At 43.4% G+C, this 26,403-nt stretch carries 27 protein-coding genes and 1 pseudogene; 9 read left to right on the forward strand and 19 right to left on the reverse strand.

Annotated elements, in window-relative coordinates; all coding sequences use genetic code 11:
• Positions 1-556: 556 nt before the first annotated feature.
• From HMPREF0083_RS04950 to ychF, 3 genes and pseudogenes are all read right to left on the reverse strand, one after another.
• Positions 557-799, reverse strand: a pseudogene (locus HMPREF0083_RS04950) (single-stranded DNA-binding protein); the annotation flags it as partial.
• Positions 800-823: 24 nt separating this feature from the next.
• Complete coding sequence (gene rpsF / locus HMPREF0083_RS04955; protein WP_040301525.1) at positions 824-1,114, reverse strand: 30S ribosomal protein S6; 291 nt, start codon at positions 1,112-1,114, stop codon at positions 824-826.
• A 339-nt stretch (positions 1,115-1,453) separates the two neighbouring features.
• Complete coding sequence (gene ychF / locus HMPREF0083_RS04960; RefSeq protein WP_021619998.1) at positions 1,454-2,560, reverse strand: redox-regulated ATPase YchF; 1,107 nt, start codon at positions 2,558-2,560, stop codon at positions 1,454-1,456.
• 135 nt (positions 2,561-2,695) lie between these two features.
• On the opposite strand from ychF, the gene HMPREF0083_RS27860 reads away from it, so the two are divergent.
• A complete protein-coding gene (locus tag HMPREF0083_RS27860) occupies positions 2,696-2,845 on the forward strand; it encodes a hypothetical protein (RefSeq protein WP_021620000.1) in 150 nt (49 codons plus the stop codon).
• 55 nt (positions 2,846-2,900) lie between these two features.
• Here the strand turns inward: HMPREF0083_RS27860 and HMPREF0083_RS04965 are convergent, their stop codons facing one another.
• Genes HMPREF0083_RS04965 through HMPREF0083_RS04975 form a run of 3 tightly spaced genes read right to left on the reverse strand, consistent with a single transcriptional unit; the run spans position 2,901 to position 4,349 of the window.
• A complete protein-coding gene (locus HMPREF0083_RS04965; RefSeq protein WP_021620001.1) occupies positions 2,901-3,110 on the reverse strand; it encodes a DUF951 domain-containing protein in 210 nt (69 codons plus the stop codon).
• A gap of 16 nt (positions 3,111-3,126) precedes the next feature.
• Complete coding sequence (locus tag HMPREF0083_RS04970; RefSeq protein ID WP_021620002.1) at positions 3,127-4,047, reverse strand: mechanosensitive ion channel family protein; 921 nt, start codon at positions 4,045-4,047, stop codon at positions 3,127-3,129.
• Between the two features lie 26 nt (positions 4,048-4,073).
• A complete protein-coding gene (locus tag HMPREF0083_RS04975; RefSeq protein WP_040301527.1) occupies positions 4,074-4,349 on the reverse strand; it encodes a putative Se/S carrier protein in 276 nt (91 codons plus the stop codon).
• Between the two features lie 245 nt (positions 4,350-4,594).
• Between HMPREF0083_RS04975 and yyaC the strand changes: the two genes are divergently transcribed.
• The gene (yyaC, locus tag HMPREF0083_RS04980; RefSeq protein ID WP_021620004.1) at positions 4,595-5,224 is read left to right on the forward strand and encodes a spore protease YyaC; all 630 of its coding nucleotides are present in this window, start codon (positions 4,595-4,597) and stop codon (positions 5,222-5,224) included.
• A 71-nt stretch (positions 5,225-5,295) separates the two neighbouring features.
• Here yyaC and HMPREF0083_RS04985 read toward each other — a convergent pair whose 3' ends face one another.
• From HMPREF0083_RS04985 to rpmH, 12 genes are all read right to left on the reverse strand, one after another.
• On the reverse strand, positions 5,296-6,030 hold the full coding sequence (locus HMPREF0083_RS04985; RefSeq protein WP_021620005.1) for a DUF554 domain-containing protein: 735 nt from the start codon (positions 6,028-6,030) through the stop codon (positions 5,296-5,298).
• Between the two features lie 31 nt (positions 6,031-6,061).
• Complete coding sequence (locus HMPREF0083_RS04990) at positions 6,062-7,216, reverse strand: aminotransferase class V-fold PLP-dependent enzyme (RefSeq protein WP_021620006.1); 1,155 nt, start codon at positions 7,214-7,216, stop codon at positions 6,062-6,064.
• Between the two features lie 218 nt (positions 7,217-7,434).
• Positions 7,435-8,292, reverse strand: a complete 858-nt coding sequence (locus HMPREF0083_RS04995) for a ParB/RepB/Spo0J family partition protein (protein WP_021620007.1) — start codon at positions 8,290-8,292, stop codon at positions 7,435-7,437.
• Positions 8,285-9,046 (reverse strand): ParA family protein, encoded by a 762-nt coding sequence (locus tag HMPREF0083_RS05000; RefSeq protein ID WP_021620008.1) that lies wholly within the window; start codon positions 9,044-9,046, stop codon positions 8,285-8,287. The genes HMPREF0083_RS04995 and HMPREF0083_RS05000 overlap by 8 nt, the downstream gene beginning before the upstream one ends.
• A gap of 53 nt (positions 9,047-9,099) precedes the next feature.
• Positions 9,100-9,924, reverse strand: a complete 825-nt coding sequence (noc, locus tag HMPREF0083_RS05005; RefSeq protein WP_040301548.1) for a nucleoid occlusion protein — start codon at positions 9,922-9,924, stop codon at positions 9,100-9,102.
• 139 nt (positions 9,925-10,063) lie between these two features.
• On the reverse strand, positions 10,064-10,780 hold the full coding sequence (gene rsmG / locus HMPREF0083_RS05010; RefSeq protein ID WP_021620010.1) for a 16S rRNA (guanine(527)-N(7))-methyltransferase RsmG: 717 nt from the start codon (positions 10,778-10,780) through the stop codon (positions 10,064-10,066).
• 9 nt (positions 10,781-10,789) lie between these two features.
• Positions 10,790-12,673 (reverse strand): tRNA uridine-5-carboxymethylaminomethyl(34) synthesis enzyme MnmG, encoded by a 1,884-nt coding sequence (mnmG, locus tag HMPREF0083_RS05015; RefSeq protein WP_021620011.1) that lies wholly within the window; start codon positions 12,671-12,673, stop codon positions 10,790-10,792.
• 45 nt (positions 12,674-12,718) lie between these two features.
• Positions 12,719-14,092: a tRNA uridine-5-carboxymethylaminomethyl(34) synthesis GTPase MnmE gene (mnmE, locus tag HMPREF0083_RS05020; RefSeq protein ID WP_040301529.1), complete on the reverse strand. Its 1,374-nt coding sequence runs from the start codon at positions 14,090-14,092 to the stop codon at positions 12,719-12,721.
• A 174-nt stretch (positions 14,093-14,266) separates the two neighbouring features.
• Positions 14,267-15,025: an RNA-binding cell elongation regulator Jag/EloR gene (jag, locus tag HMPREF0083_RS05025; protein WP_021620013.1), complete on the reverse strand. Its 759-nt coding sequence runs from the start codon at positions 15,023-15,025 to the stop codon at positions 14,267-14,269.
• Positions 15,022-15,837, reverse strand: a complete 816-nt coding sequence (yidC, locus tag HMPREF0083_RS05030; protein WP_021620014.1) for a membrane protein insertase YidC — start codon at positions 15,835-15,837, stop codon at positions 15,022-15,024. Before yidC ends, jag begins: the two co-directional genes overlap by 4 nt.
• 47 nt (positions 15,838-15,884) lie before the next feature.
• Positions 15,885-16,253, reverse strand: coding sequence for a ribonuclease P protein component (rnpA, locus tag HMPREF0083_RS05035; protein WP_040301532.1), 369 nt, complete (start codon positions 16,251-16,253; stop codon positions 15,885-15,887).
• Positions 16,254-16,331: 78 nt separating this feature from the next.
• Entirely contained in the window at positions 16,332-16,466 is a 135-nt protein-coding gene (gene rpmH, locus HMPREF0083_RS05040) for a 50S ribosomal protein L34 (protein WP_021620016.1), read from the reverse strand.
• A gap of 580 nt (positions 16,467-17,046) precedes the next feature.
• On the opposite strand from rpmH, the gene dnaA reads away from it, so the two are divergent.
• The 7 genes from dnaA (at position 17,047) to gyrA (ending at position 26,033) form a co-directional block, all read left to right on the forward strand.
• Positions 17,047-18,408, forward strand: a complete 1,362-nt coding sequence (dnaA, locus tag HMPREF0083_RS05045) for a chromosomal replication initiator protein DnaA (RefSeq protein WP_040301534.1) — start codon at positions 17,047-17,049, stop codon at positions 18,406-18,408.
• Positions 18,409-18,610: 202 nt separating this feature from the next.
• Positions 18,611-19,753: a DNA polymerase III subunit beta gene (dnaN, locus tag HMPREF0083_RS05050; protein WP_021620018.1), complete on the forward strand. Its 1,143-nt coding sequence runs from the start codon at positions 18,611-18,613 to the stop codon at positions 19,751-19,753.
• A gap of 17 nt (positions 19,754-19,770) precedes the next feature.
• Entirely contained in the window at positions 19,771-20,001 is a 231-nt protein-coding gene (yaaA, locus tag HMPREF0083_RS05055) for a S4 domain-containing protein YaaA (protein ID WP_021620019.1), read from the forward strand.
• Between the two features lie 55 nt (positions 20,002-20,056).
• A complete protein-coding gene (gene recF / locus HMPREF0083_RS05060; RefSeq protein WP_021620020.1) occupies positions 20,057-21,172 on the forward strand; it encodes a DNA replication/repair protein RecF in 1,116 nt (371 codons plus the stop codon).
• A gap of 11 nt (positions 21,173-21,183) precedes the next feature.
• Positions 21,184-21,432, forward strand: a complete 249-nt coding sequence (gene remB / locus HMPREF0083_RS05065; protein WP_021620021.1) for an extracellular matrix regulator RemB — start codon at positions 21,184-21,186, stop codon at positions 21,430-21,432.
• A gap of 7 nt (positions 21,433-21,439) precedes the next feature.
• On the forward strand, positions 21,440-23,353 hold the full coding sequence (gene gyrB / locus HMPREF0083_RS05070) for a DNA topoisomerase (ATP-hydrolyzing) subunit B (protein WP_021620022.1): 1,914 nt from the start codon (positions 21,440-21,442) through the stop codon (positions 23,351-23,353).
• A gap of 142 nt (positions 23,354-23,495) precedes the next feature.
• Positions 23,496-26,033 carry a DNA gyrase subunit A gene (gene gyrA, locus HMPREF0083_RS05075; RefSeq protein ID WP_021620023.1) on the forward strand — a complete coding sequence of 846 codons (2,538 nt, stop codon included), beginning with the start codon at positions 23,496-23,498 and terminating at the stop codon, positions 26,031-26,033.
• A 160-nt stretch (positions 26,034-26,193) separates the two neighbouring features.
• Here the strand turns inward: gyrA and HMPREF0083_RS28980 are convergent.
• Positions 26,194-26,403: hypothetical protein (locus HMPREF0083_RS28980; RefSeq protein ID WP_209421075.1), on the reverse strand; the 210-nt coding region annotated here is incomplete at its 5' end.

Consider the following 26,403-nt stretch of genomic DNA (forward strand, 5'->3'; position numbering starts at 1 on the left):
CTTTCAGGGATGTTAAATAATCCCTTACCATCTCAGACTACTACGGAAGCTCCGTTACCATATTGGATATTCAGGCTCATATAGCCATAGCCCCGTTAGAGCTTTCCAACTTAGGTAATCTCCGTTTAGTACGTCTAAAGACATAGCTTGTTACAGTGTCGGATACGATTTCCGCCCTTTCCATTCCTTATCGAAGGTGGTCAACCTCGGGTCACTACGCTAGTGCTACGCAACTATTAGCACTATGCCATGAGGTGTTCGGTCGAAACTAAGGCGAACACTCAAGGTTGCATGACGTTTGTAGTTACCTTCCGTCATGAGTCAAGTCCTATCTCCCTCGGGCTGTCGTTCAAGCAATTCGGCTTTTATCCTCGTCTGTAACTTTTCGTCTTGCCATTCAGTCGCGATTTGGTAACTAATCGACTTATGACTTTACCAACATGCTACACTCCCCGTTTGGTTTCCCTTACGGATAAGTTGGTTGACGACAGGTTTTGTTGTGACCTAACCTGCTACTTGCTAAAGGTAGATTCCTTAGACGCCCTTACGGACGCACGTTGCGCACTTGAATGCGCCCCTCCACGGCAGCTTGCTGTCCTTTTTTCAGATACTGCGCACACAGCTCAGCCAGCTTACTCCACACCACAATCGGGAGAAAATCTGTTTCCCGCTCACCTTGCTGGTTTGTCATTCGACGATCGATAGCAAGCGTAAATGTGGTTACAGCTGTTCCGCTTGGCGTATAGCGCATCTCCGGATCTTTCGTTAAGCGACCTAACAGTACCGCACGATTCAACACGATAACCCCTCCAAATCATCAGACTTATTTTTCGTCTTCACGAACAACCAGGTAACGAATCACATCGTCGCTAATCTTCATCAGACGTTCCATCTCATTAACAGCCTGCGGCTCGGATTGGAAATTCATGAGCACATAGAAACCTTCACGATGATCATCGATTTCATATGCCAGACGCTTTTTACCCATTTCAGTAACCTTCTCCATTTCGCCGCCGTCCTCCGTGATTACATTGGAGAAACGTTCAACGTTAGCCTTAGTGGCTTCTTCTTGAAGGTCTGGGCGCAAGATGTACATAACTTCGTATTTGCGCATACTATTCACCTCCTTTTGGTCTAAACGGCCCCATATGATATATGGGACAAGGAGCGAGCCCGTTTCACACGTGGCAATTCTAAACTCGCATTTCACAATTATAATGAATTTCGATGTTCATCGCAAGTATTTTTTCACATACTCTCCAATTCATATCAACAGAAGCAGCCATATGAGATTGTTTTTACATTTATATTTTACCATATTTTTACATGTGAATCCACTTTAATTTTTACTTTTATATATAATTAAAAAAGACCTGTCATTAACCGCAGACATTAAAATCTCCGGACGTTTAACAAGTCTTCTTTACATACATATGAGCTTGGTAATCAAAAGTTATACATTAAATCGGAAATGCATAATATCTCCGTCCGCTACTACATATTCTTTTCCTTCGAGGCGGAACTTGCCGTTCTCCTTTGCTTTCGCTGTAGAACCTGCCTCAACTAAGTCATTATATGCTACTACTTCGGCCCGGATAAAGCCACGCTCAAAGTCGTTGTGAATAACGGCCGCTGCCTGCGGCGCTTTCGTTCCACGGCGAATCGTCCACGCGCGTACCTCCTGCACGCCTGCAGTAAAATACGTAATCAAACCAAGCAGCGCGTATGCTTCGCGAATCAACCGATCCAGACCGGATTCCTCAAGGCCAAGCTCTTCTAAGAACATCGCTTTGTCTTCTTCATCCATCTCTGCGATTTCCGATTCTACCTTCGCCGAAATAATAACTACGCCTGAACCTTCGGCAGCAGCGAATTCCTTTACTTTCTCTACATGCGGGTTCTGTCCATTCTCCGCTTCTTGGATTCCGTCTTCACTAACATTCGTAACATAAAGTACCGGCTTCATCGTCAACAAATGGAAATGCCGAACCATTTTCTTCTCATCGTCCGTCAACTCTAGGCTCCGGGCCGGCTTCTCATTTTCCAATGCATCCCGCAGCTTTAACAGTACATCATATTCAGCTTTTGCTTCTTTATCCCCGGATTTCACCTTCCGGCCTAGGCGATCTACCCGTCGTTCAACCGACTCCAAATCTGCAAGGATCAATTCTAAATTAATAGTGGTAATATCATTAATGGGATCAATTTTTCCCTCTACATGCGTAATATTCTCATCCTCAAAGCAACGGACAACATGTGCAATCGCATCTACTTCCCGGATATGAGAAAGAAACTGGTTGCCAAGACCCTCCCCTTTGCTGGCACCACGCACAAGACCTGCGATATCAACAAACTGGAATGCAGTTGGAACCGTACGATTTGGAACGACCAGCTCTGTCAGTTTTTGCAGACGTACATCCGGAACTTCCACGATTCCTACATTTGGTTCAATCGTACAGAACGGATAGTTGGCCGACTCAGCCCCTGCCTGAGTAATTGCATTAAACAACGTAGACTTCCCTACGTTAGGAAGACCTACAATCCCGCAAGAATTCGACATGTATATAAACACTCCTTATTTCAATTTCCCAAAACACTTTCATCATTATAGCATGATTGTCCGTTTGGAAAAAAGGAATCTTCCTCCGCCTGCTCCCGTAGAAGCGGGGCATACTACAACCAGGAGGTGAGATCGATGGCAAACGAATATCTGAATGAATATCCCCCCGCTTCTCTTTCCGAAAAAGAGGTGGAAAAAATCCGTTCACTTGAAAAGCAGCTAACTGAAGAAATGAGGAAGCCGATTTTGTTAATGGCTTTTGAAAATGGGCATCCGAAGCAATAACCCATACAAAAAAGCGAAGACTGAAAACCTGTGTCTTCGCTTTTTTGCCTCATCATTATCCTTGTTTATTCTCTTCTGCATGAACTAACACTTTCTTTAAGCTTTTTTCGAATTTATGACGCGGAATCAATACGCTATGCTCACATCCCTGACACTTTAAACGAATGTCCATACCCATACGGATAATTTTCCATTGATTTGTGCCACACGGATGCTGCTTTTTCATTTCCACAATGTCTCCAAGACCGAATTGCTTGCGCTCCACCTTCTTCCCCCCTTTTTTAGGATGAAGCTTTTTCTTTGTTCTCCGTTTTCTCCATCTGGCTCTCTTCACCCGGATGCGGAATCATCACCATATGCGGATATGGTGCCTCAATGCCACGCTCATCAAACATTCGCTTAATATCAGCACGCAACCCGCGCATGACAGGATAATGCTGCATTGGTTGACATTCTGCAATAATGCGGATGACTACATCGGATGTGCCAAAACGCTCAACCCCAAGCACAGTTGGTGTAGCAACAACCTGTTCGTACTCCTCTTCCCAACGGGATGTCTGTTCTTCAAGCAATTTAACTACCTCATTAATATCTTCATTATAAGCTACACTAACATCCACCACAGCTAATGAATTTGCAACGGAAAGATTAGTTACATCCTTAATATTTCCATTTGGAATAATGTGTACCTCGCCTGTCCAGATTTTAATTCGCGTAACTCGTAACCCAATCTCCTGCACTGTACCTGTTACCTTACCAACGGTGATTACATCTCCTACTGCAAATTGATCCTCAAAAATAATGAAAAAACCGGTAATCACGTCACGCACAAGATTTTGTGCACCGAAACCGATAGCCAGGCCCAATACTCCGGCACTTGCCAGTAGCGGCTTTGGATCATAACCAAGAAAGGTAAATACATTAAGGAAGGCAATAAAATAAATCGTATATTTAATAATATTGTTTATTAATGTGCGCAGCGTTTGACTGCGCCGAGGGTCTATTCTCAATGAGTCTAACCTGTTACCCTGCGACTGCCGTTCCTGGAAAATTCGGTTTACCGCGGCGCTTGCAACAGTAACGGTAATTCTGGCAACTACAAGAATAAGGATAATTTTCAGCCCTACTTTACCGAAAGCAACCCATTTCTCGATATCGGTGATGTAAGCGATAAACTCATCATAATACTTTATAAAATCCACGTAACCGATTCCTCCTGTTCTCCTTTTTACACTTCACGCTCTCTTTCTCCCTGTTCGGCAAAAGGTACATATACACCTTCCACCATATGATAATACCCTTTTATCTCCACCTTTTCATCTCTAATAATTCGACTGGCTATGGTAAAATCTGCGGCTGGTATATCAATGGAAAGAGCACACCCGGCCGTAATTTCTTTCGGCGTCGGTCTCGTATCAATCTCAATATCCGCATATTCAAGCAACATTTCCGTCCGTAACGCCTGCTGGGTAGAGTCAAACGCGATTAAAATACACTGGTTCATCTGTATCTCCTTGTTTTTGTAAGCTTTATATAAAAATATAACAAAAACCAAAATAGGCGTCATATGCTAAATACAGCGCCTGTCTGTGTCATTTCCCTATTCAAGTGGTAGAAACACTAATAAATTGTTTTTGTTGCTGTCATATTTGTCCCCTTTTCCCCGACCTCTGAATAAAGTAATACTGCAGTATATTTTCCAAAATTTCGGCGTATACTGATAACACTCTTTTACTATGGGAGGTACGCATGATAAACGACAATACTACGGTACAAATGTACCCACCCAATCCGTTTCGCGTTGACCATTCAGAGGAACAAGCCGTTGATCTGTTAAGCCAGCATCTCCAACAGCGACTTCGCGTATATCGTGGACATTCCGAGATTGTCGTTTTTTGCATCGGGACGGACCGCTCGACTGGAGACGCGCTCGGCCCCATTGTCGGCTCACATCTGGAACGACTGTATCCGAATAATGTATCCATCTACGGGACACTTGATTCTCCCGTTCATGCCGTTAATCTTCAGGAAACGATCGATATTGTAAAAAATAAACATCGTAATCCACTTATTATCGCCATTGATGCCTGTCTGGGCCAATTAAATAGTGTAGGAAAGATTACAGTAGCACACGGCCCTATCAAACCAGGAGCTGGAGTAAAAAAGCAATTGCCTGAAGTAGGTACCTTTCATATTACAGGCATCGTAAATATCGGTGGATTTATGGAATATTTCGTTTTACAAAACACACGTTTAAATGTCGTAATGAAAATGGGGGAAGTAATCGCTACTGCACTCCACAATGCCATTGTACAGGCAAAAGACTATCCATCCCGCTATATACAACCCAAATCTGTTTACCATAGTGCTTCGGAATAAAAAAAGAGCATATGATTCACCGCGAGTGCCATCAAGCTAACCATGCAGTGAAACATATGCTCCTTTTGGTATTACAGCAAGCTTTCAATCCATTCCCAGATTCGGGACCAATAATGCATAATTGGCACACCAGCAGAGACCACCAGCAATGCCGGAAGCATATTGGCAATCCGAATTTTTTTCAATTCCAGCAAATTAATAGAAATGGCCATAATCATGATACCACCTGTTGCCGTAATTTCATTTACGATTAACATCATGAGCTTTTCATCAACGAATTGATTGATGTATGAGGCACTTAGCGCAATCAAGCCTTGATACAAAAAAACGGGAACAGCTGAAAAGATGACTCCTATACCAAGAGCAGAAGCAAAAATAATCGCTGCGAAACCATCAAGCATCGCTTTCGTGAACAATACTTGATGATCATTACGCAGTCCACTATCAAGTGAGCCGAGAATCGCCATCGCACCTATGCAATAAACGAGCGTAGCAGTGACGAAGGCGGTAGAAATGCTCCCTTTTCCTTTGCCGCCCACCCTGTTCTCCAGCCAAATACCTAAAGATTGCAATTTCTCTTCTATCTTCCACCATTCTCCGAGAATGCTTCCAATTACCAAACTGAAGATAACCAACAAAAAGTTTTGTGAAGCCATTCCCATCTGTATGCCTAGCACAAAAATTGCAAGTGAAATGCCCTGCATTACGGTTACTCTCATGTTTTCTTTAATACCCGATAACGACGAACCAAGCAGCGCTCCTACAATAATTGCAGCTGTATTCACAACTGTTCCCAATAATACCATGACTCCTGTTGCTCCCCCTTGTCCCTCTCCTCTATATAACGAAAGCTTCTTTAATTTCCTGCAAAGCTTTTATGAGCGCGTCAATATCTTCTTCCTCATTAAAATATCCAAAGCTGACCCGGACAGCACCCGTATCACTCGTTCCAGCCGTCTCATGTGCAAGGGGTGTGCAATGAAATCCCGAACGTACAGCAATGTTATACTCCTGATCCAGAATATAAGCAAGCTCTGATGCATCGACACCTTCAAGCATGAACGGCACAACACCTACTCGCTCTATGTCTTTATCCGGTCCAAAAACACGCACCCCTTCTACCTTGGACAATTTATCCAATAGAAGCTGCGTCAAGGTCCACTCTTTTTGACGAATAGTTTCTACGCCGGTCTTCAGAACAAAATCCACACCGGCAGACAATCCGACAATCCCCGGTGTATTTAACGTGCCACTCTCATAACGATCTGGACGGGTCATCGGTTGATCAATCTCCTCCGAATGGCTACCTGTTCCGCCATGTAACAACGGTGTCAATTCAACAGAGGAACGAACATATAAGCCTCCGGTTCCCTGAGGGCCGTACAAGCCTTTATGCCCTGGAAAAGCCAGCATATCAATTTTCATCTCTTCTACATCAAGCGGAAGGATTCCGGCTGTTTGTGAAGCATCCACCAGATAAGTAATGCCAGCTTCCCGGGCGATAAGCCCAATTTCCTTTACTGGTGCAATCGTGCCTAGCAGATTAGAGGCATGGCTTACGACAATCATTGTGGTATTGGTTTGAATAGCAGATGTAATGGCATCCAAGGAAAATTGATGATTTTCCGGCTTAATGTATGTAATTTGTACACCTGCCTCTTTCCGTAAGAACTCCAATGGACGTCGAACAGAGTTATGTTCTAACGATGTCGTAATTACATGGTCTCCTGCCTTTACAAATCCTTTAATTGCTTGGTTTAGCGCATGTGTAGCATTTACGGTAAAGAAAATATCATTTGGATTTTTCACGTTAAAAAGCCGGGCCAGCCGGACTCTTGCCTGATATACAGCTTTACTCGCTTTAAGCGATAGCTTATGTCCGCCACGTCCAGGATTTGCAGCATACTCATCAATACATTTCGCTACTGCCCTGCTTACTTCCGGCGGCTTTGGCCAGGTAGAAGCAGCATTATCCAGGTAGATTGTACGCATATTTCCATCCCCTTTTTATCCTGATCTAATCGGTAGTAAAACCCCTTCGTCACATGTGCTGAGCGGAGATAACTATCTCTAAGATTCTGATATGTGCAACTAACCATCCATCTGGGATGAAGACCCCACACTGATAGAGGCATTATTTTATTATAGAAATTGTACACGATAGGCAGAAAAAATCGTGAAGGCAACCTTCGATCCCAAGGTTGCCTTTGTTACATTCTATTCTTTTCAATAATCTCCAGAATACGCTCTAAATCGTCCTCAGAAAAATAGGTAATTTCGATTTTTCCTTTGTTACGGTTTTTAGAAGGCTTTATATTTACCGAAGTGCCAAACGCTACACGTAGTCTTTCCTCTAAATCTTTGACAAAAAAATGTTTATCAGGCTGCTTTGTTTCACGTGAAACATTTTTCTTCTCACTTAATTTTTTTACGATATCTTCTAGTTGCCTGACACTTAATTCCTTTTCTTCGACTTCCTTTGCTAATTCAATCTTCGCTTTATCCTTTTCTACTCCAAGTAAGGTACGAGCATGTGCCATGGACAAGGTTCCCCGTGAAACCCGATCCTGAATATCCTCGGGCAATTGGAGTAAGCGCAGAAAATTAGCAACATGTGGCCGACTTTTCCCTACTTTCTTCGCTAACTCTTCCTGTTTAAGTGAAAAAGTAGTAATAAGCTTTTGATAAGCCTGCGCAATTTCGATAGCATTCAAGTCTTCCCGCTGTAAATTTTCAATAAGGGCAATTTGCATAACTTGCTCGTCTGTAAAGTCCCGTACAACAACTGGCACATGCTCTATCTGAGCGAGCTTAGCGGCTCGCAGACGGCGTTCGCCGGCTACCAACTCATATCCCTTTACACTTTTTCTAGCTACCAATGGCTGTACGATTCCGTTTTCTCGTATCGAATTAGCAAGCTCTTGCAGGGACTCTTCAGCAAAGTATTTGCGGGGCTGATAAGGATTGGGCCGGATCTTTTTAAGTTCAACCTGGAGAATATGATCGCCTTCATCAATATCAAGGGAAGAGATTAATGCATCCAGCCCTCGCCCTAAACGTTTATTCAATTCCGATCACCTCTCTGGCTAAGTCACTGTACACCTCTGCTCCCTTGGAACGACGATCATAGGTGATGATAGATTGTCCATGGCTTGGCGCTTCACTTAGTCGTATATTGCGCGGAATAATCGTTCCATATACTTTTTCCTGGAAGTACTTCTTCACTTCATCAATAACCTGAATCCCCAAATTTGTTCTGGCATCCAGCATCGTGAGCAATACGCCTTCAATATATAGATTCCGGTTTAACTGTTTTTGCACTAGACGAATTGTATTTAATAGTTGGCTAAGCCCTTCCAGCGCATAATATTCACATTGAATAGGAATAAGGACAGAATCGGCTGCCGTTAATGCATTAATGGTCAAAATACCCAGAGATGGCGGGCAATCGATAATAATATAGTCGTACGTATCCCGTACGACATCTAACGCCTTTTTTAAGCGTTTTTCACGCGAATACACAGGTACCAGTTCGATTTCTGCTCCCGCGAGTTGAATGGTGGCTGGCAGGACGAAAAGACCTTCAATATCAGTCGGCAAAGTCGCATCTAGGATGTTAATGTCATTAATGAGGACGTCATATACGCAGTATCTAACATTCGCCTTCTCAACGCCTATGCCGCTCGTAGCATTTCCTTGTGCGTCAATATCGACCAATAGTACCTTTCTGCCCTCTTTGGCAATACAAGCACTCAGATTTACGGAGGTGGTTGTTTTTCCTACGCCGCCCTTTTGATTTGTGACCGCAATAATTTTGCCCATAAGTTTCACCCCTCATTTATTCCAACCAACGATCCTCTTCCCTCAATCCTGAGCTATTTTTTCCCTTTAGGAATTTTAATAACAAACTGATAAAATTCCTCATGATCCTCTTCTTCGGTTTGGATGTTCAATCCACTTTGCAACACCATATCAACTGATTGACGAACCGTATTAATAGCCAAACGCATATCTTTTGAGAATGAACGACGTTGCCTCCCTGGCTTACGGTCTTGCGCCTCCATCAACAGCTTAATGCGCTGCTCTGTTTGTTTTACATTCCACCCTTTTTCTACTACTTCATGTAGCACCTTCAACTGTAACTCTTCATCCTTTAAGACAAGCAGTGCACGTGCATGCCGCTCAGAGATTTTCCTGCCAAGCAATGCTTCCTGTACCGGCTCAGGTAGATGAAGCAGACGCAACTTGTTGGCTATTGTGGATTGTCCTTTACCCAGACGACTGGCGAGGCTTTCTTGGGTTAATCCATGAATATCAATCAATTTCTGATACGCGATAGCTTCTTCAATCGGTGTGAGCCCCTCGCGTTGCAAATTTTCGATAAGAGCGATAGAAGCGGCTTGCTCATTGTTGAAGTCTTTAATAATGGCTGGAATTTTCTCCATGCCCAAGCGGGTTACCGCACGCCAACGCCGCTCACCAGCGATAATCTCAAATGCACCGCCTCGTTCTCGGACAACAATCGGTTGAATAACGCCATGCACTTTTATCGTTTCACACAATTCGTCAATTTTATCATCATCAAATACAGTTCGAGGCTGATAAGGGTTGGGTACAATCCTGGTTACCGGTATATTCCGGATTTCTTCATGATCGGTGCGTTCCGTCAGACCGAATAAACGAGAAAACTGATCCTTCATAAAAAGACACCACCCACTCTCCTTCTTTCCATCTTCAATATTCGCCGCCTTCCCGGTTATTTCCTGCTCCATGTTCCACGTGAAACATAAAGAAAAAATGAATAAGAGAAGGCAGCTGATTAGCTGCCTTCCCTTTCTATTATACAAGCGGTTTTTTGGCCGGTGTACCGGCTTTTCGTGGATAAGCTGCTGGAGTTCTTTCTTGTTTACGTATAATAATAATGTTTCGTTCTGATTTTTCTTCCGGCAGCTCAAACGTTTCTACTTTCTCCGTTTTTCCGCCTAAAGCTTTAATGGCTTTTTTTCCTTCATTCAGCTCTTCTTCAACATTTGCACCCTTCATTACAAGAAAGATGCCGCCTGTCTTAACAAAAGGAATACACAATTCGGTTAGTACATTCATTCTGGCTACCGCCCGTGCCGTAGCCATATCGAATTGTTCTCGGTACTTTTTATCCCTTCCCGCATCTTCCGCCCGACTATGGACAAATTCCACATTTTCCAGCCTAAGCTGCCTGGTGACTTCCTGTAGGAAAACCAGTCGCTTATTCAACGAATCAAGAATTGTAAGCTTGAGGGACGGAAAACAAATCTTCAGCGGAATACCCGGAAATCCTGCTCCGGAGCCCACATCGATTACACTTCCGACGCTCGTAAAATCATAATAAAAAGCTGGTGTAATCGAATCGTAAAAGTGTTTTTCATATACTTGTGATTTCTCCGTAATACCGGTGAGATTCATTTTTTCGTTCCATTCTACGAGCAGTTCATAGTACTTCTCAAACTGAGCCATCTGCTCTTCCGAGAGAGCGATTCCTCTATCCGCGGCCATATGCCGCAACGTAGCTGCATCCATATTGTTCTCCTAATTTGCGACTTTTCGGTAGGATTCAAGATAGATAAGCAATACGGAGATATCTGCAGGTGTAACACCGGAGATGCGTGATGCTTGGCCAATAGACAGCGGTCTAACTTTTTCAAGTCTTTGGCGAGCTTCCATTGCCAATCCTTGAATATTCATGTAATCAAGATCTTCTGGCAGCTTCTTTTTCTCCATCTTTTTCAGACGCTCCACATCTTGCAATTGTTTGCGAATATATCCTTCATATTTAATCTGAATCTCGACCTGTTCTGCGATATCTTCCGGGATTTCTACTGTAGCTGGTACAAGCTGAGCTACATGCCTATAAGTTACTTCGGGACGTTTCAACAAAGAATACAAGTCAATAGCATTATCAAGTTCTTTTGAACCTACATCACGTAGCATCTGCTGTACTTCCGGTTTCGGACCTACTTTCGTTGTCCGCAAACGCTCTTTTTCTATTTCAATAGCTTCTTTTTTCTTTAGAAAACGCTGATATCTTTCCTCACGAATTAAACCAATTTGATGACCAATCTCCGTCAGGCGCATATCGGCATTATCATGTCGCAGTAGTAAACGGTATTCGGCACGGGATGTAAGTAGTCGATACGGCTCTGTTGTCCCTTTCGTCACCAGATCATCGATCATAACCCCGATATACGCCTGTGAGCGATCAAGAATCAAAGCATCTTTACCTTGGGTTTTCAGGGCTGCATTAATGCCGGCCATAATTCCCTGTCCGGCAGCTTCTTCATAACCAGAAGTTCCATTTAACTGTCCAGCGGTATATAGACCTTGTACACGCTTTGTCTCCAGTGTCGGCCACAATTGATTCGGTACCATTGCATCATATTCGATCGCATAACCGGCACGCATCATTTTCACATTTTCAAGGCCGTCAATCGTTTTAAGAATTTCGTGCTGCACTTCCTCCGGCATACTAGTTGATAATCCCTGAACATATACTTCTTCTGTGTTGCGTCCTTCCGGCTCCAGGAAAATCTGGTGGCGCGGCTTGTCGCTAAAACGTACAATTTTATCCTCGATTGATGGACAGTAGCGCGGACCTGTTCCTTCGATGGCGCCTGAAAACATTGGAGCGCGATGCAGATTGCTGTTGATAATTTCATGCGTTTTTTCATTCGTATACGTCAACCAGCAAGGAAGCTGTTCTTCCGTCAAAAACTCTGTCGTCTCATAAGAAAAAGCTCGCGGAACATCATCACCTGGCTGAATTTCCGTTTTGCTGTAATCAATCGAACTGTTATGTACGCGTGGCGGCGTACCCGTTTTGAACCGAACGAGTTCAAAGCCCAGCTCTTTTAGGTTGTATGACAACTCTACAGAAGGCTGCATATTGTTCGGACCGCTCTCATATTGCAAATCACCGATAATGATTTTGCCACGGAGATACGTTCCTGTTGTCAGGACAACCGCCTTTGCCTCGTATTCTGCCCCTGTTTTTGCGATCACACCTTTACATACACCGTCTTCCACAATCAAACGCTCAACCACACCTTGTCGAAGCGTTAAGTTTTCCGTGTTCTCGATCGTTTGTTTCATCGTATGCTGATACAAAAATTTATCTGCCTGGGCACGAAGTGCATGTACAGCCGGCCCTTTCCCTGTGTTCAGCATCCTCATCTGGATATATGTTTTGTCGATATTTTTGCCCATTTCGCCGCCTAATGCATCAATTTCACGCACTACATGGCCTTTGGCCGGGCCGCCAATAGACGGATTGCAAGGCATGTAGGCGATCATATCAAGGTTTATTGTTAAAAGCAGCGTCGAACATCCCATACGGGCCGCAGCGAGCGCCGCTTCTGCACCTGCATGACCGGCGCCGACTACAATTACGTCAAATGAACCTGCCTGGTATCCCATTTGTTTGTACTTCCTCCTCTACGCGAGCCTTCGCGTATTATTTGCTTATTTTCCAAGACAGAACTGAGAAAAAATCTGATCAATTAAATCATCGCTCACTGCATCCCCAATAACTTCACCGAGCAATTCCCATGTACGGCGAATATCGAATGCTACCATATCAACAGGCAGTCCGCTCTCTACAGCTTCGATTGCTTCCCCTATCGTCTTATGTGCTTCATTTAGCAGCTGAATATGCCGGGCGTTGCTTACATAAGTTAAATCATCACTCTGAACCGAACCAGCAAAGAATAAAGAAGCAATCGCTTCTTCCAGCCGTTCAATTCCTTCCTCTTCCTTTACAGAAATTGTTACCAACGGCAAATCATCTATTAATTCTCGCACTTCATCCAAATCAATTTGCTGTGGCAGGTCTGTTTTATTAACGATAACAATCGCATTCATAGGCCGTACTACCGCAAGCAACTTGCGATCTTCGTCTGTTAATTCTTCTCCGAAGTTAAGTACGAGGAGCACCAGATCAGCTTTGCTTAGCATCTCACGGGAGCGTTCTACTCCGATACGCTCGACAATATCTTCCGTATCACGAATACCTGCCGTATCGACCAGACGAAGCGGCACGCCACGCACATTTACATATTCTTCAATAATATCACGTGTCGTTCCCGGAATATCTGTAACAATTGCCTTTACTTCTTGCAATAAACTGTTTAAAAGAGACGATTTCCCTACATTCGGCCGGCCAACAATCACAGTAGAAATTCCTTCACGCAAAATTTTTCCCTGCTTGGCTGTACGCAACATTTTTCCGATTTCATCTTGCACCCATCGGCTTTTCTCAGATAATAAATTCCGGGTCACATCATCGACATCATGCTCAGGATAATCAATAGTCACCTCGATATGCGCCATCAATTCAATCAGTTGATGACGCAGCTTACCGATAAGTTTGGACAATTTGCCCTGTACTTGATTGACTGCCACTTTCATCGCCCGATCCGTCTTAGCACGAATCAAGTCGATAACGGCTTCCGCTTGTGATAAATCAATACGCCCATTCAAAAATGCGCGTTTTGTAAACTCACCTGGCTCCGCCATACGTACACCTTGTGCCAGAATTAAATCCAGCACGCGCTTTACCGAAACAATACCGCCATGACAGTTCACCTCGACAACATCTTCCCGCGTAAACGTTCGTGGCGCCTTCATAACTGTTGTCATTACTTCTTCTACTACATCACCGTTCTCATCCACAAGATGGCCATAGTGTATCGTGTGGGTATCCACAGTGGATAACGGTTGACGACCTTTGAATACTTTATCCACAGATTCGACTGCGCTCGGTCCGCTAACACGAATAATAGCAATACCACCTTCACCAAGCGGTGTAGCAATCGCTGCAATTGTATCAAAATCCATTTTTATATCACCACGCAAAAGGCAGGTTTTTTTAAAGCTTTCCCTAAATGTATAGAATACCATACTCTGTGGACATTTGAGAATATAGGAAACGCAATGCTCTGCCACCTTTCCGAAATTTATCCACAAAAAAAGAACTGCAGGAAATTTTTCGCTACAGTTCTTTCATATTTCCTATTTCTTTATCGTAATAACTACCCGACGATATGGCTCTGTTCCCTCGCTGAATGTTTCCACTTTCGGATGTTTTTGTAACCGACTGTGGATAACCTTTCTTTCTGCCGGATTCATTGGTTCCAATCTGACTGGCTTGTGCGTTCGTGCAACCTGACTTGCCATTCTATCGGCCAGTTGTCCTAAGGCTTCCTTCCGCTTTTCCCGGTAATTCTCAGCGTCAAGTACAATTCGTACCCGTTTATCCGCATGCCGATTGGCCACAACATTTACCAGATACTGAAGCGAATCAAGTGTTTGACCGCGACGGCCAATAATAAGACCAAGACCGGAGCCTTTAATAATGAATACTGGATTGCCGTCCTGCATTTGTTCTTCTACCTCTATATCGAGGCCCATCGTAGCAAGAACTTCTTCGAGAAATGCCTTACCTTGACGGATTGCATCTACCTTTACTGCCCGAATCGGCAGCTCTTCCGTTTCTTCTTCCGATAAAGAAACGGCTGTTGCTAGTTCAGGTTCAGGCACAGGCTCACTTACAGACGGTTCTCGTACGACAGCCATATCTTCATTGTTCGCTGGTTCATCCTGTAGAATGACTTCCACTTTTGCATTACGAACGCCGATTAAACCGAAGAATCCTCTACTCGGCTCTTCAAGCACGTGGTATTTTACCATGTCACGTGTCGCCTGCAACTGTTGCAAAGCCGACTGAATCGCAGCTTCCACCGTTTTTCCCGTTGCCGTCACCTTTTTCACTTGTTTTTTCCTCCTTTAGGTTTAGGAGTCGTACTTTCGACAGGGGCAGTATTACGGTAAAGGAAATACGTCTGAGCAATTATAAAAATGTTTCCGTATACCCAGTATAACGACAAGGCGGACGGAAGTGTAACGGAAATGACCAGAATCATTACTGGCATAAGATAAAGCATCATCTTCATCTGCGGATTAGCGGCAGTTGCCGGGCTATTCCGCATCATCATCCATTGTTGTAAATATGTCGTCGCAGCTGCAAGAACAGGCAGAAATGGATCTTTGGCGCCTAGCTGCAGCCATAGAAAGTCGTGAGAGCGAATCTCACCCGTACGAATAATCGCATGATAAAAAGCAAGCAGGATCGGCATCTGAATTATAATCGGTAAACAGCCGGAAAGCGGATTAATTTGATGCACCTGATAAAGCTTGATCATCTCCTGCTGATAACGCTGCGGATCATTCTTGTACTTATCACGCAACTTCATCATCTCAGGTTGCAGTTCCTGCATCTTCTTACTGCTTTTCATTTGTTTTACCATTAATGGTAAAATGGCTAGGCGAACAAGAACGGTTACAATCAAAATCGCAACGCCATAGCTCCCGCCGGCAAATTCCGCTGATTTTTGCAGCATCCAGGAAAGTGGATACACGAAAAACTTGTCCCAAATTCCGCCTTCCGGATTAATCGGTAGCGGATTATTAGGATTAGCGGCAGTACATCCTGCGGAAAATATAGCGATCAAAACAAAAAGCAACGCTATTTTCAATCGCTTGGGAAGCAAGAAAATTCCTCCTTGCAACGTATGTATTTTCATCTAGTATACTGAACGGACAGAAAAAATGAAAACTTTCTGAACATGCGTTATGAAGATGTGTTTTTCCCCTTTTTCATTCCTTTAAATACTTGGGCTTTTCTCATGCAGTGATACAGGCTTTCTTTAAATTGATGAAATTCCAACTCTACAGCCGGCAGTCGGCAGATCACGATAAAATCGAGATCCTGCTTAATTTCGTTCGCACGCAAACGAATAGCTTCCTTAATGGTACGCCGCAACCGATTACGAGTCACCGCGTTCCCCATCTTTTTGCTGACGGAGACCCCCAGCCGGAAGTCCTCCTGCCCTTCTTTCTTTAAGGAATAGATGACGAACTGGCGGTTCGCAACGGAAGTGCCCTGTTTGAATACAATCTGGAATTCCTCATTCTTTCGCAAACGATTTTTGCGATACAAGGGACACACTCCTTACTGCTATTCTATCCTCTTTTATGTTGCAATAAAACGGTAGAAAAGGCCACTGTAAGAGTGGCCTTATGCTGACAATACTTTTCTTCCTTTTCTACGACGGTTCGCAAGAACTTTGCGACCGTTCTTTGTGCTCATACGGGCACGGAAGCCATGAACTTTTTTACGCTTACGATTGTTCGGGTTAAAAGTCGGTTTCATTATATCCACCTCCTTGGGAAGGTTCCATCCAAAATTATCATATTATAGACAGTCTAGATTATTATATATATCCCCCCGATAGACTGTCAAGTCAAACTTCATTATCCACATTTTTTTATTTCCCAAGCCTATTGTGCATAAAATTATTTCCCAGATTCAGTTATCTACAATCTTCTCCGCTAGATACTCACAAAATCTAGTGGTGTGAATATCTTTTATACACAACTTGTAGAGTTTGTGGATAAGTAAGAAAAAATCATTGCGGATAGAAGTTTTATCTGCTATCATAATTTTGTTTTAACCGGTGGATAACTGCAAGAAGATGCGTTAATTATCCACAGCATGTGGATAAAACTGTGGACATTTTCAACTGTGTGTGGACAAACAATCCACATCTTTGGGGATTTTGTTGAAATCCATGGCAAACCCTTCTATTTTTCTCAGGAAAATCGAAGGATAGTTATCCACAACGATTTAGTTTGCCATCCACTACGCAACACATACTTCTTCTTTAAAAAAGAGAGAATCCGACAACAGCGTGCCGGAAGACCGAATATGGGAAGGAGAAGGAAGGAGACTCATGGTTACCAACGTGAACGAACTTTGGGACACAACACTCTCACATATACAAACCCGAATCAGCAAACCCAGCTTTGAAACTTGGCTAAAAGCGACGAAAGCTTCGTCGCTTGACGACAGCACACTTTTGATCACGGCTCCAAACGAATTTACCCGGGATTGGCTGGAATCCAGATATTCCGAACTCATTTCTGAAACATTGTATGAGGTAACCGGCAAAGTTATTACGATTAAGTTTGTGATTCCCACCTCAAACTCCCAGCAAAACGAGAATGATATTGACTCGGTTCCGTCATCAAAAGCAAATCGCAACAACTTACATGACGATTACCCGCAAACCATGTTGAATTCGAAATATACATTCGACACATTCGTCATCGGAGCGGGTAATCGTTTTGCGCATGCAGCCTCCCTTGCAGTCGCCGAAGCACCTGCAAAGGCTTACAATCCGCTCTTTATTTATGGGGGCGTAGGGCTGGGTAAAACACACCTTATGCACGGGATTGGCCACTATGTATTAGAACAGAAGCCAGATGCACGTGTCGTCTATCTTTCTTCTGAGAAGTTCACTAATGAATTCATCAACTCGATCCGGGACAATCAAACTGTTAATTTTCGCAACAAATACCGCAATGTCGATATTCTGCTAATTGATGATATTCAGTTCCTGGCAGGCAAGGAACAAACCCAGGAGGAATTCTTCCATACGTTTAATGCACTGCATGAGGAAAGCAAACAAATCGTCATTTCAAGTGATCGGCCGCCAAAAGAAATTCCAACATTGGAAGATCGATTACGCTCTCGCTTCGAGTGGGGACTCATTACTGATATCCAACCACCAGATTTGGAAACACGGATTGCGATTTTACGTAAAAAGGCGAAAGCTGAGAATCTAGAAATCCCTAACGAAGTTATGGTGTATATCGCCAATCAAATCGATACGAATATTCGCGAACTAGAAGGGGCGTTGATTCGCGTCGTTGCGTATTCCTCTTTAATTAATAGAGACATCGATACGGAATTAGCCATGGAAGCATTAAAAGACATTATTCCTTCCAACAAGCCACGCATTATTAATATCGCTGTCATCCAACAGGTAGTAGGAGAATACTTCGACCTCAAGATGGAGGATTTTAAAGCAAAGAAGCGTACAAAATCGGTCGCTTTTCCACGGCAAATAGCCATGTACTTATCAAGAGAGCTTACCGATTACTCCCTTCCGAAAATTGGAGAAGAATTCGGAGGACGCGATCATACAACAGTGATTCATGCGCATGAAAAAATCACACAAATCTTGCAGAGCGATCGCCAGATGCAAGCTACCGTTCAAGAACTTATTGATACAATAAAAAACGGACGTTAATTTTTGAGTTGAACCTGTGCATAAATGTGAATAATCAACATAGCCTGTACACAAAGTTATCCACATGTGTATAGGCTATGTTTCTTTTCTCATGCAACTTATTCACATATCCACTGGCCCTATTACTATTATTATGTTTTAAAAAAGAATAAATTATAAGTATATGATAAAATGACAAGTAAAATTCCTAGAGGGGGACACAATGGAGTTCACGATTCAAAGAGACCAGCTGACAAATGCGATTAATACAGTAAGCAAAGCTGTATCATCCAGAACGACAATTCCGATTCTTACAGGTATTAAAATCGTCGTGCACGAGGACGGTGTTACATTGACTGCAAGTGATTCGGATGTCTCTATTGAGCAATACATCCCAATGGAATCCGGTGAGCATCAATGGATCGAGAACATCACGCCAGGAAGCATCGTGCTTCCATCCCGTTTTTTGGGGGAAATCGTGCGAAAATTACCGGGTGAACAAGTAACAGTATCTGTAAACGATCGCTTTATTACGACCATCTCTTCTGGCCGCTCAGAGTTTAATTTGAATGGGATGAATGCTGAAGATTATCCACGTTTGCCTCAGATAGAAGAGGATAAGATATTAAGCCTTCCTGCTGACCTGCTCAAGACGATGATTCGTCAAACTGTTTTTGCAGTAGCTACTACCGAGACACGTCCAATTTTGACAGGTGTCATGTGGAACTTGTCGGATGGGCTTCTTTCTTTTGTGGCAACAGATAGTCATCGTCTAACAACAAGAAAAGCGACGGTTGAATCCGCATCAGGATTAAGCTTTGATAATATCATTATTCCAGGTAAAAGCCTGATTGAACTAAGCAAAATCCTGCCAGATGATGACCAATTAGTAGATCTTGTTATTACGGACAACCAAATTCTTGTAAAAGTGAATCATGTACTTTTTTATTCTCGCATTTTGGATGGTACATATCCGGATACGAGCCGCATCATTCCACAAAATATGAAAACAGAAATAATTTTATCTACCAAAGAGTTTCTTGGAGCGATCGAACGGGCAAGCTTATTAGCAAGGGACGGAAAAAGCAATGTGGTTCGTTTATTTACCCGTCCCGACGGTGTGGTAGAGCTTTCATCCAATACGCCTGAGGTTGGTAAAGTGACGGAGGAGGTTGTTCCTTCTTCCGTAGACGGAGAGGACGTAAAGATTTCATTTAATGCGAAGTACATGATCGACGCTCTACGGGCAGTAGACAGCGGTGAAATTCGCGTCGAATTTACCGGAGCTATGAGCCCGTTCATTATTCGTCCGACGGAACATGACTGGATCCTACATCTTATCCTGCCTGTCAGAACAAATCAGTAGAGAGCGGGTTATTACTTATGAATAAACGACAAGTTACGATTGCGACTGAATATATTCCCCTCGGCCAATTCCTGAAATTGGCCGAGATTATTGATACAGGCGGACAAGCAAAGTTTTTCCTTGCTGAAACATATATCGAAGTAAATGGAGAAGCAGAGAATCGTCGAGGCAAAAAGTTGTATAATGGAGATGTGGTGTACGTAGAGGGATTCGGCATGTATGAAGTTTCGCGTCAAGCCGAAGAGTAACCACCGGTATGCTTGATTTGTACAGTATAGCGTATGGGCCGGGAGGGAAGACGGTTTGATACTAAAGGAATTAGAACTAACACAATATAGAAACTTCGATCATGTCCATGTACATTTCGATGCTCCAATTGTACTGTTCGTTGGACCAAATGCACAGGGAAAAACGAATATGCTGGAGTCTATTTATGTACTGGCAATGGCGAAATCACACAGAACAGGCAAGGATAAAGAACTTATTCAGTGGAACGCTCCATTTGCCCGCTTATCCTGCCGGGCAGACCGACAGATTGGGCCGATACATTTAGATATCCAGCTAACTTCCAAAGGTAAGAAAGCTAAGGTTAATCAATTGGAACAGCGAAGACTGAGCGATTATATTGGCGCGATGAATGTTGTCATGTTTGCTCCAGAAGATTTGAGTATCGTAAAGGGCAGTCCTAATGTTCGACGACGTTTTCTTGATATGGAAATCGGTCAAGTATCTAAGTCTTACCTGTATCATACTTTGCAGTATCAAAAGCTGGTTCATCAGCGTAACCAAGCAATGAAAGAACTTCAGATGGGCAAGCCATTTGGTGATATGCTGGATATTTACAACGTACAGTTGGCGCAGCTGGCGGCCAAAGTGTTGCACAAACGATTTATCTTTATGGATAAACTGGAAAAATGGGGCCAAGAAATTCACGCACAGATTACGGAAGGGAAAGAGACGCTAACCCTCTCCTATGAAAGTACGCTGCCTGTTACTGCCGAGATGTCAGAAAGTGAAGCAGAAGAAGCTACCTATCGTCATCTTACCTCCATCAAAGACCGCGAAATCGCCCGTGGCACCAGTTTAGCAGGACCCCATCGGGATGACATTCATTTTTTTGTTAATGGTATAAGCGTACATCAGTACGGATCACAGGGACAACAGCGTACAACCGCCCTCTCACTAAAATTAGCGGAAATCGAACTCATCCACCAAGAGGTAGGAGAATATCCCTTGCTCCTTCTTGACGATGTGTTGTCTGAGTTGGATGCCAATCGGCAGTCGCATCTTTTGCAGAATATTAAGGACCGGGTCCAAACATTTGTTACAACGACCGGGGTAGAGGGCCTGTATCACCAGACGTTACAGCAGGCGGCTATTTACCGGGTGAAGCAAGGAACTATTACACGGGACACATAAGGAGGAAGAACATGTTTATTCATTTGGGCGGCGAAATGGTTGTACGAGCCAAAGACGTCATCACAATCCTGGATTTTCACATGAAGCAATCCTCTAAAATTACCCGGCAATTTCTGCAGAAGGCAGAGGAGGGCGGCCGTATAGTTATGTTGGATAGCGAACAGACAAAATCATACGTAGTGACAGCAGATAAAATATACTGTTCCCCAATTTCGTCGCTGACGTTAAAGCGTCGTGCTAATTTCTTGGAAAGCAGGTGAGGCTTATATGGCAGAAAATACACAAAACAATTACGGAGCAAGCCAAATTCAGGTCCTTGAAGGTCTAGAGGCGGTACGAAAGCGTCCGGGTATGTATATCGGTTCCACAAGCAGCCGCGGATTACACCATCTTGTATGGGAAGTTGTGGATAATAGTATTGACGAGGCGCTTGCCGGGTACTGCGATAATATACACGTTTATGTGCATGAAGATAATAGCATTACTGTAACTGATAATGGACGCGGCATTCCACCCGAGATTAATGAGAAAACCGGGAAATCAACAATAGAAACCGTTCTTACTGTTTTGCATGCCGGTGGTAAATTTGGCGGAGAAGGATATAAAGTATCTGGTGGCTTGCATGGTGTAGGTGTATCGGTAGTAAATGCCCTTTCCAAAAAGCTTACCATCGAAGTAAAACGGAATGGTAAACGGTATATCCAGCATTTTGCAATAGGTGAGCCGGTTGATGAATTAACAATCGCAGGTGAAGCAGAGGATACCGGTACAAAAGTGACTTTTATGCCTGATCCGGAGATTTTTACCGAAACGATTGTGTATGATTATGAAATACTACAAAAACGGTTACGTGAGCTTTCTTTTTTGAACCGTGGTGTACGAATTACCCTTCATGATGAACGGATAGGCAAAGAAGAGGAATTCCATTACGAAGGCGGCATTCTTTCTTTTGTCGAATACTTAAATAAAAATAAAGAAAAGCTGCATGAACCTCCGATTTTCCTTGAAGGGGAGAAAGATGGATTGATGGTAGAAATCGCTCTCCAGTATAATGATTCGTTCGCAAGCAATATTTATTCGTATGCGAACAATATCCATACGCATGAAGGCGGTACGCACGAATCCGGTTTTAAAAGTGCACTAACTCGTGTTATTAACGATTATGCCCGTAAGCATAATCTCCTGAAAGAAAAGGACGATAACCTGATGGGCGATGATGTGCGTGAAGGATTGACTGCGATTATTAGTGTAAAAATCCCTGACCCGCAATTTGAAGGACAGACAAAAACAAAGCTGGGGAATAGTGAGGCGCGCGGCATAACGGAGTCTCTGTTTGCTGAACACTTCTTTATTTACCTAGAGGAACATCCACAAGAGGCGAAGCGGATTGTAGAGAAGTCCTTGACGGCGTCCAGAGCCCGGGAAGCTGCCCGAAAAGCTAGAGAGTTAACCCGACGCAAAAATGCTTTGGAATTTAGTTCTTTGCCGGGTAAATTAGCCGACTGTTCCAGTCGAGATGCGTCGATTAGCGAATTGTATATCGTCGAGGGTGATTCCGCCGGCGGTTCGGCCAAACAGGGACGGGATCGTAAATTCCAGGCTATTCTGCCGCTTAAAGGTAAGATTCTAAATGTAGAAAAAGCACGGTTGGATAAGATTCTGTCCAATGCGGAAATTAGAGCCATTATTACTGCGCTTGGTACGGGGATTGGAGAAGACTTCGACATCGCCAAGGCACGGTATCATCAGATTATTATTATGACGGATGCCGATGTAGATGGCGCTCACATTCGTACGTTGCTTCTTACTTTCTTCTATCGGTATATGCGTCCTCTGGTGGAAAATGGATATGTATATATAGCGCAGCCGCCATTGTATAAATTCCAGCAGGGCCGAGTGGTGCGCTATGCGTATAATGATGATGAATTGAACAAAATTCGTGCAGAGTCCCCTACGCGTCCAGAGCCGAATATTCAACGGTATAAAGGTTTGGGCGAGATGAATCCAGAGCAATTGTGGGAGACGACAATGGATCCGGAAAGTCGCACACTGCTTCGTGTAGCACTACAGGATGCGATGCAGGCGGATGAAATTTTTGAGATGCTGATGGGAGAAAGAGTCGAACCACGACGCGATTTCATTCAAGAAAACGCAAAAAAAGTACGAAATCTCGATATTTAATAAAAAATAAGCCTTCTTCTCTCGTAAGAGGGCTTATTTTTGTCCCTAATCGGAGATAAATGGTATAATAAAGCTTATGGGCAAAAAGATTGCGACCTGTCGTGAGAGGGCCTAATAAACGTTGAACGACGGAGGTAGTTTAATGGCCGAGCAACAATCTAATGTTATCGATATTAATATAAACCAGGAGATGCGCGAGTCATTCCTCGAATATGCGATGAGCGTAATTGTAAGCCGCGCTCTTCCAGATGTTCGTGATGGTCTGAAGCCTGTTCACCGTCGGATTTTGTTTGCGATGAACGAGATGGGCGTAACCCCAGATAAGCCGTATAAAAAATCGGCGCGTATCGTCGGAGATGTCATCGGTAAATATCATCCACACGGCGACGCGGCAGTATACGAAACGATGGTTCGGATGGCGCAGGATTTCTCCTATCGCTATCCGTTGGTGGATGGACATGGCAACTTCGGATCGGTAGACGGCGATTCGGCGGCAGCTATGCGTTATACAGAGGCACGGATGTCAAAAATCGCGACCGAACTGATGCGGGATATTGGAAAAGATACGATTGACTTTGGTCCGAACTATGACGGTAATGAGCAGGAACCGCTGGTTATGCCAGCGCGCCTTCCACACCTGCTCGTAAACGGTGCAGCAGGTATTGCAGTTGGGATGGCAACAAATATTCCTCCCCATAATCTTACGGAAGTAATTAACGGAGTCTTGCATTTGATTGAAAACCCTGATTGTTCGAATCGGGATTTAATGGAATTGATTACTGGCCCGGATTTTCCGACAGGTGCTTTGATTATGGGACGAGGCGGTATTCGTAGAGCTTATGAAACGGGACGAGGCTCTGTCATTATTCGTGCAAAAGCTGAAATTGAAGAAAACAGAAATAAAGTTAGGATTATCGTATCGGAAATACCGTATCAGGTGAATAAGGCACGTCTAATCGAAAAAATTGCCGAGCTGGTACGTGAGAAAAAGTTGGAAGGCATTACTGATTTGCGCGATGAATCTGATCGCAATGGAATGCGCATTGTAATCGATCTGCGCCGGGATGTGAATCCGCAGATCGTACTCAACAATTTATATAAACATACCGCTATGCAGACAAGCTTTGGGATTAATATGCTCGCATTGGTAAACAATGAACCACGCATACTAAACCTGAAACAAATGCTTTATTATTATTTGGAACACCAGAAAGAAATCATTCGTCGTAGGACGGAATATGATCTGCGGAAAGCGGAAGCAAGAATTCACATTGTAGAAGGTTTGCTGAAAGCCATCGATATCGTGGATGACTTAGTTGACCGCGAAGGACCAATCCGTTCCGCTTCCGACCGGGAAGAAGCGCGTGGTTTCTTAATGGCTGATTCATTTGCGATGAAGGGACGAGAAGTCCCGCTTGGTTTTACGCTTGAGCAGGCGAACGCGATTCTTGATATGCGTTTGCAGGCTTTAACAGGTCTATCTATTGAGCGTTTGACCGACGAATATAATGAGCTATCCTCGCTTATCGAGGAATTGCGAGCAATTCTTGGCGACGAGAATAAAATTTTGGCCATAATAAATGAAGAGTTGACCGAAATCAAGGGAAAATACGGTGATGAGCGCCGTACTGAGATTACGGTCGATATGAATAATATCGAAGATGAAGACTTAATCCCGCAGGAAGAAGTCGTCATTTCTCTTACTCATCGTGGCTACATTAAGCGGTTGCCAGTGGATACGTACCGTGCGCAAAAGCGCGGTGGGCGTGGTATACAGGGGATGGGGGCGCGTGAAGATGATTTTGCCCAGCATCTTATCACTACTAATTCCCACCACTACCTTCTTTTCTTTACGAATAAAGGGAAAGTATATCGCTTAAAAGCATATGAAATTCCGGAATTAGGACGTACCGCCAAGGGAATTCCGATTATCAACCTGTTACAAATTGAGCAGGGTGAGTACATCCAGACGGTAATCCCGATAAAAGAATTTACAGAAAACCATTATTTATTCTTTGCCACCAAGCAGGGTATCGTTAAACGTTCTGATCTCACTTCTTTTAGCAATATTCGTCGAATTGGCCTTTTTGCCATTAACTTGCGCGATGATGATGAGTTAATCAGTGTCCGTCTGACGGATGGCGAGCAGAATATCATTATTGGAACAGAAAAAGGGATGTCCATCCTTTTCTCTGAAAAAGATGTACGTATCATGGGACGTTCCGCTACGGGTGTGAAGGGTATTCATTTAAGCAATGATGATCAAGTGATTGATATGGATATTGCTGAGACGGATGCGGATGTTTTAATTGTTACATCACTCGGCTATGGTAAGCGGACGCCGCTTTCTTCTTATCGCTTCCAAACGCGGGGCGGAAAAGGAATTAAGACACTTCATTTAACGGAGCGTAACGGTGTTATTGTAGGTTTGAAAGTAGTAAGTGAGAAGAATGATTTAATGCTGGTGACATCAGCAGGTATTATCATTCGTCTTTGTGTAAATGATATTTCTTCTATGGGACGGAATACACAAGGTGTTAAATTGATTCGTCTTGGGGAACAGGAAGAAGTAGCTACAGTAGCTAAAGTGGAAATAACGGAAGAAGTCGAAGGTACGGAAGATGGAATTGAAGAAGTAAAAAGCGAAATACTTGAAGAGCCAGAAGCAATCGAGGAATAACGATATTGATAATATAAATAGAGAAGACGGCATGAGCAAGGCGTTGTCTTCTCTATTTTATTTTTAAAAAGTAATTGACATAGTCATATAAAAAGTAGTATATTAATTTTTGTCGCTGCTAAGTTTAACTTGGAAGTGAAAAGAAAACTTAAATAAACTTTTAAAAAAAGCTTGCAATTGTTTTTGAAATGTAATAAGATATAAAAGTCGCCGCTAAAAAACGGCGTAACACAAAACAAGTTCCTTGAAAACTGAACAGTAACACTCGAATGTGTGCGAGTATAAAGTACCCACGAAAGTGACGGATCGCTTTGTAGCGAATGCCGAATACTTTCACGGGGCCCGAAAAGATTTCTTTTCGATTTAATAA

Origin of the sequence: Aneurinibacillus aneurinilyticus ATCC 12856 (assembly GCF_000466385.1) — a bacterium.
In the GTDB taxonomy this organism is placed as follows: domain Bacteria; phylum Bacillota; class Bacilli; order Aneurinibacillales; family Aneurinibacillaceae; genus Aneurinibacillus; species Aneurinibacillus aneurinilyticus.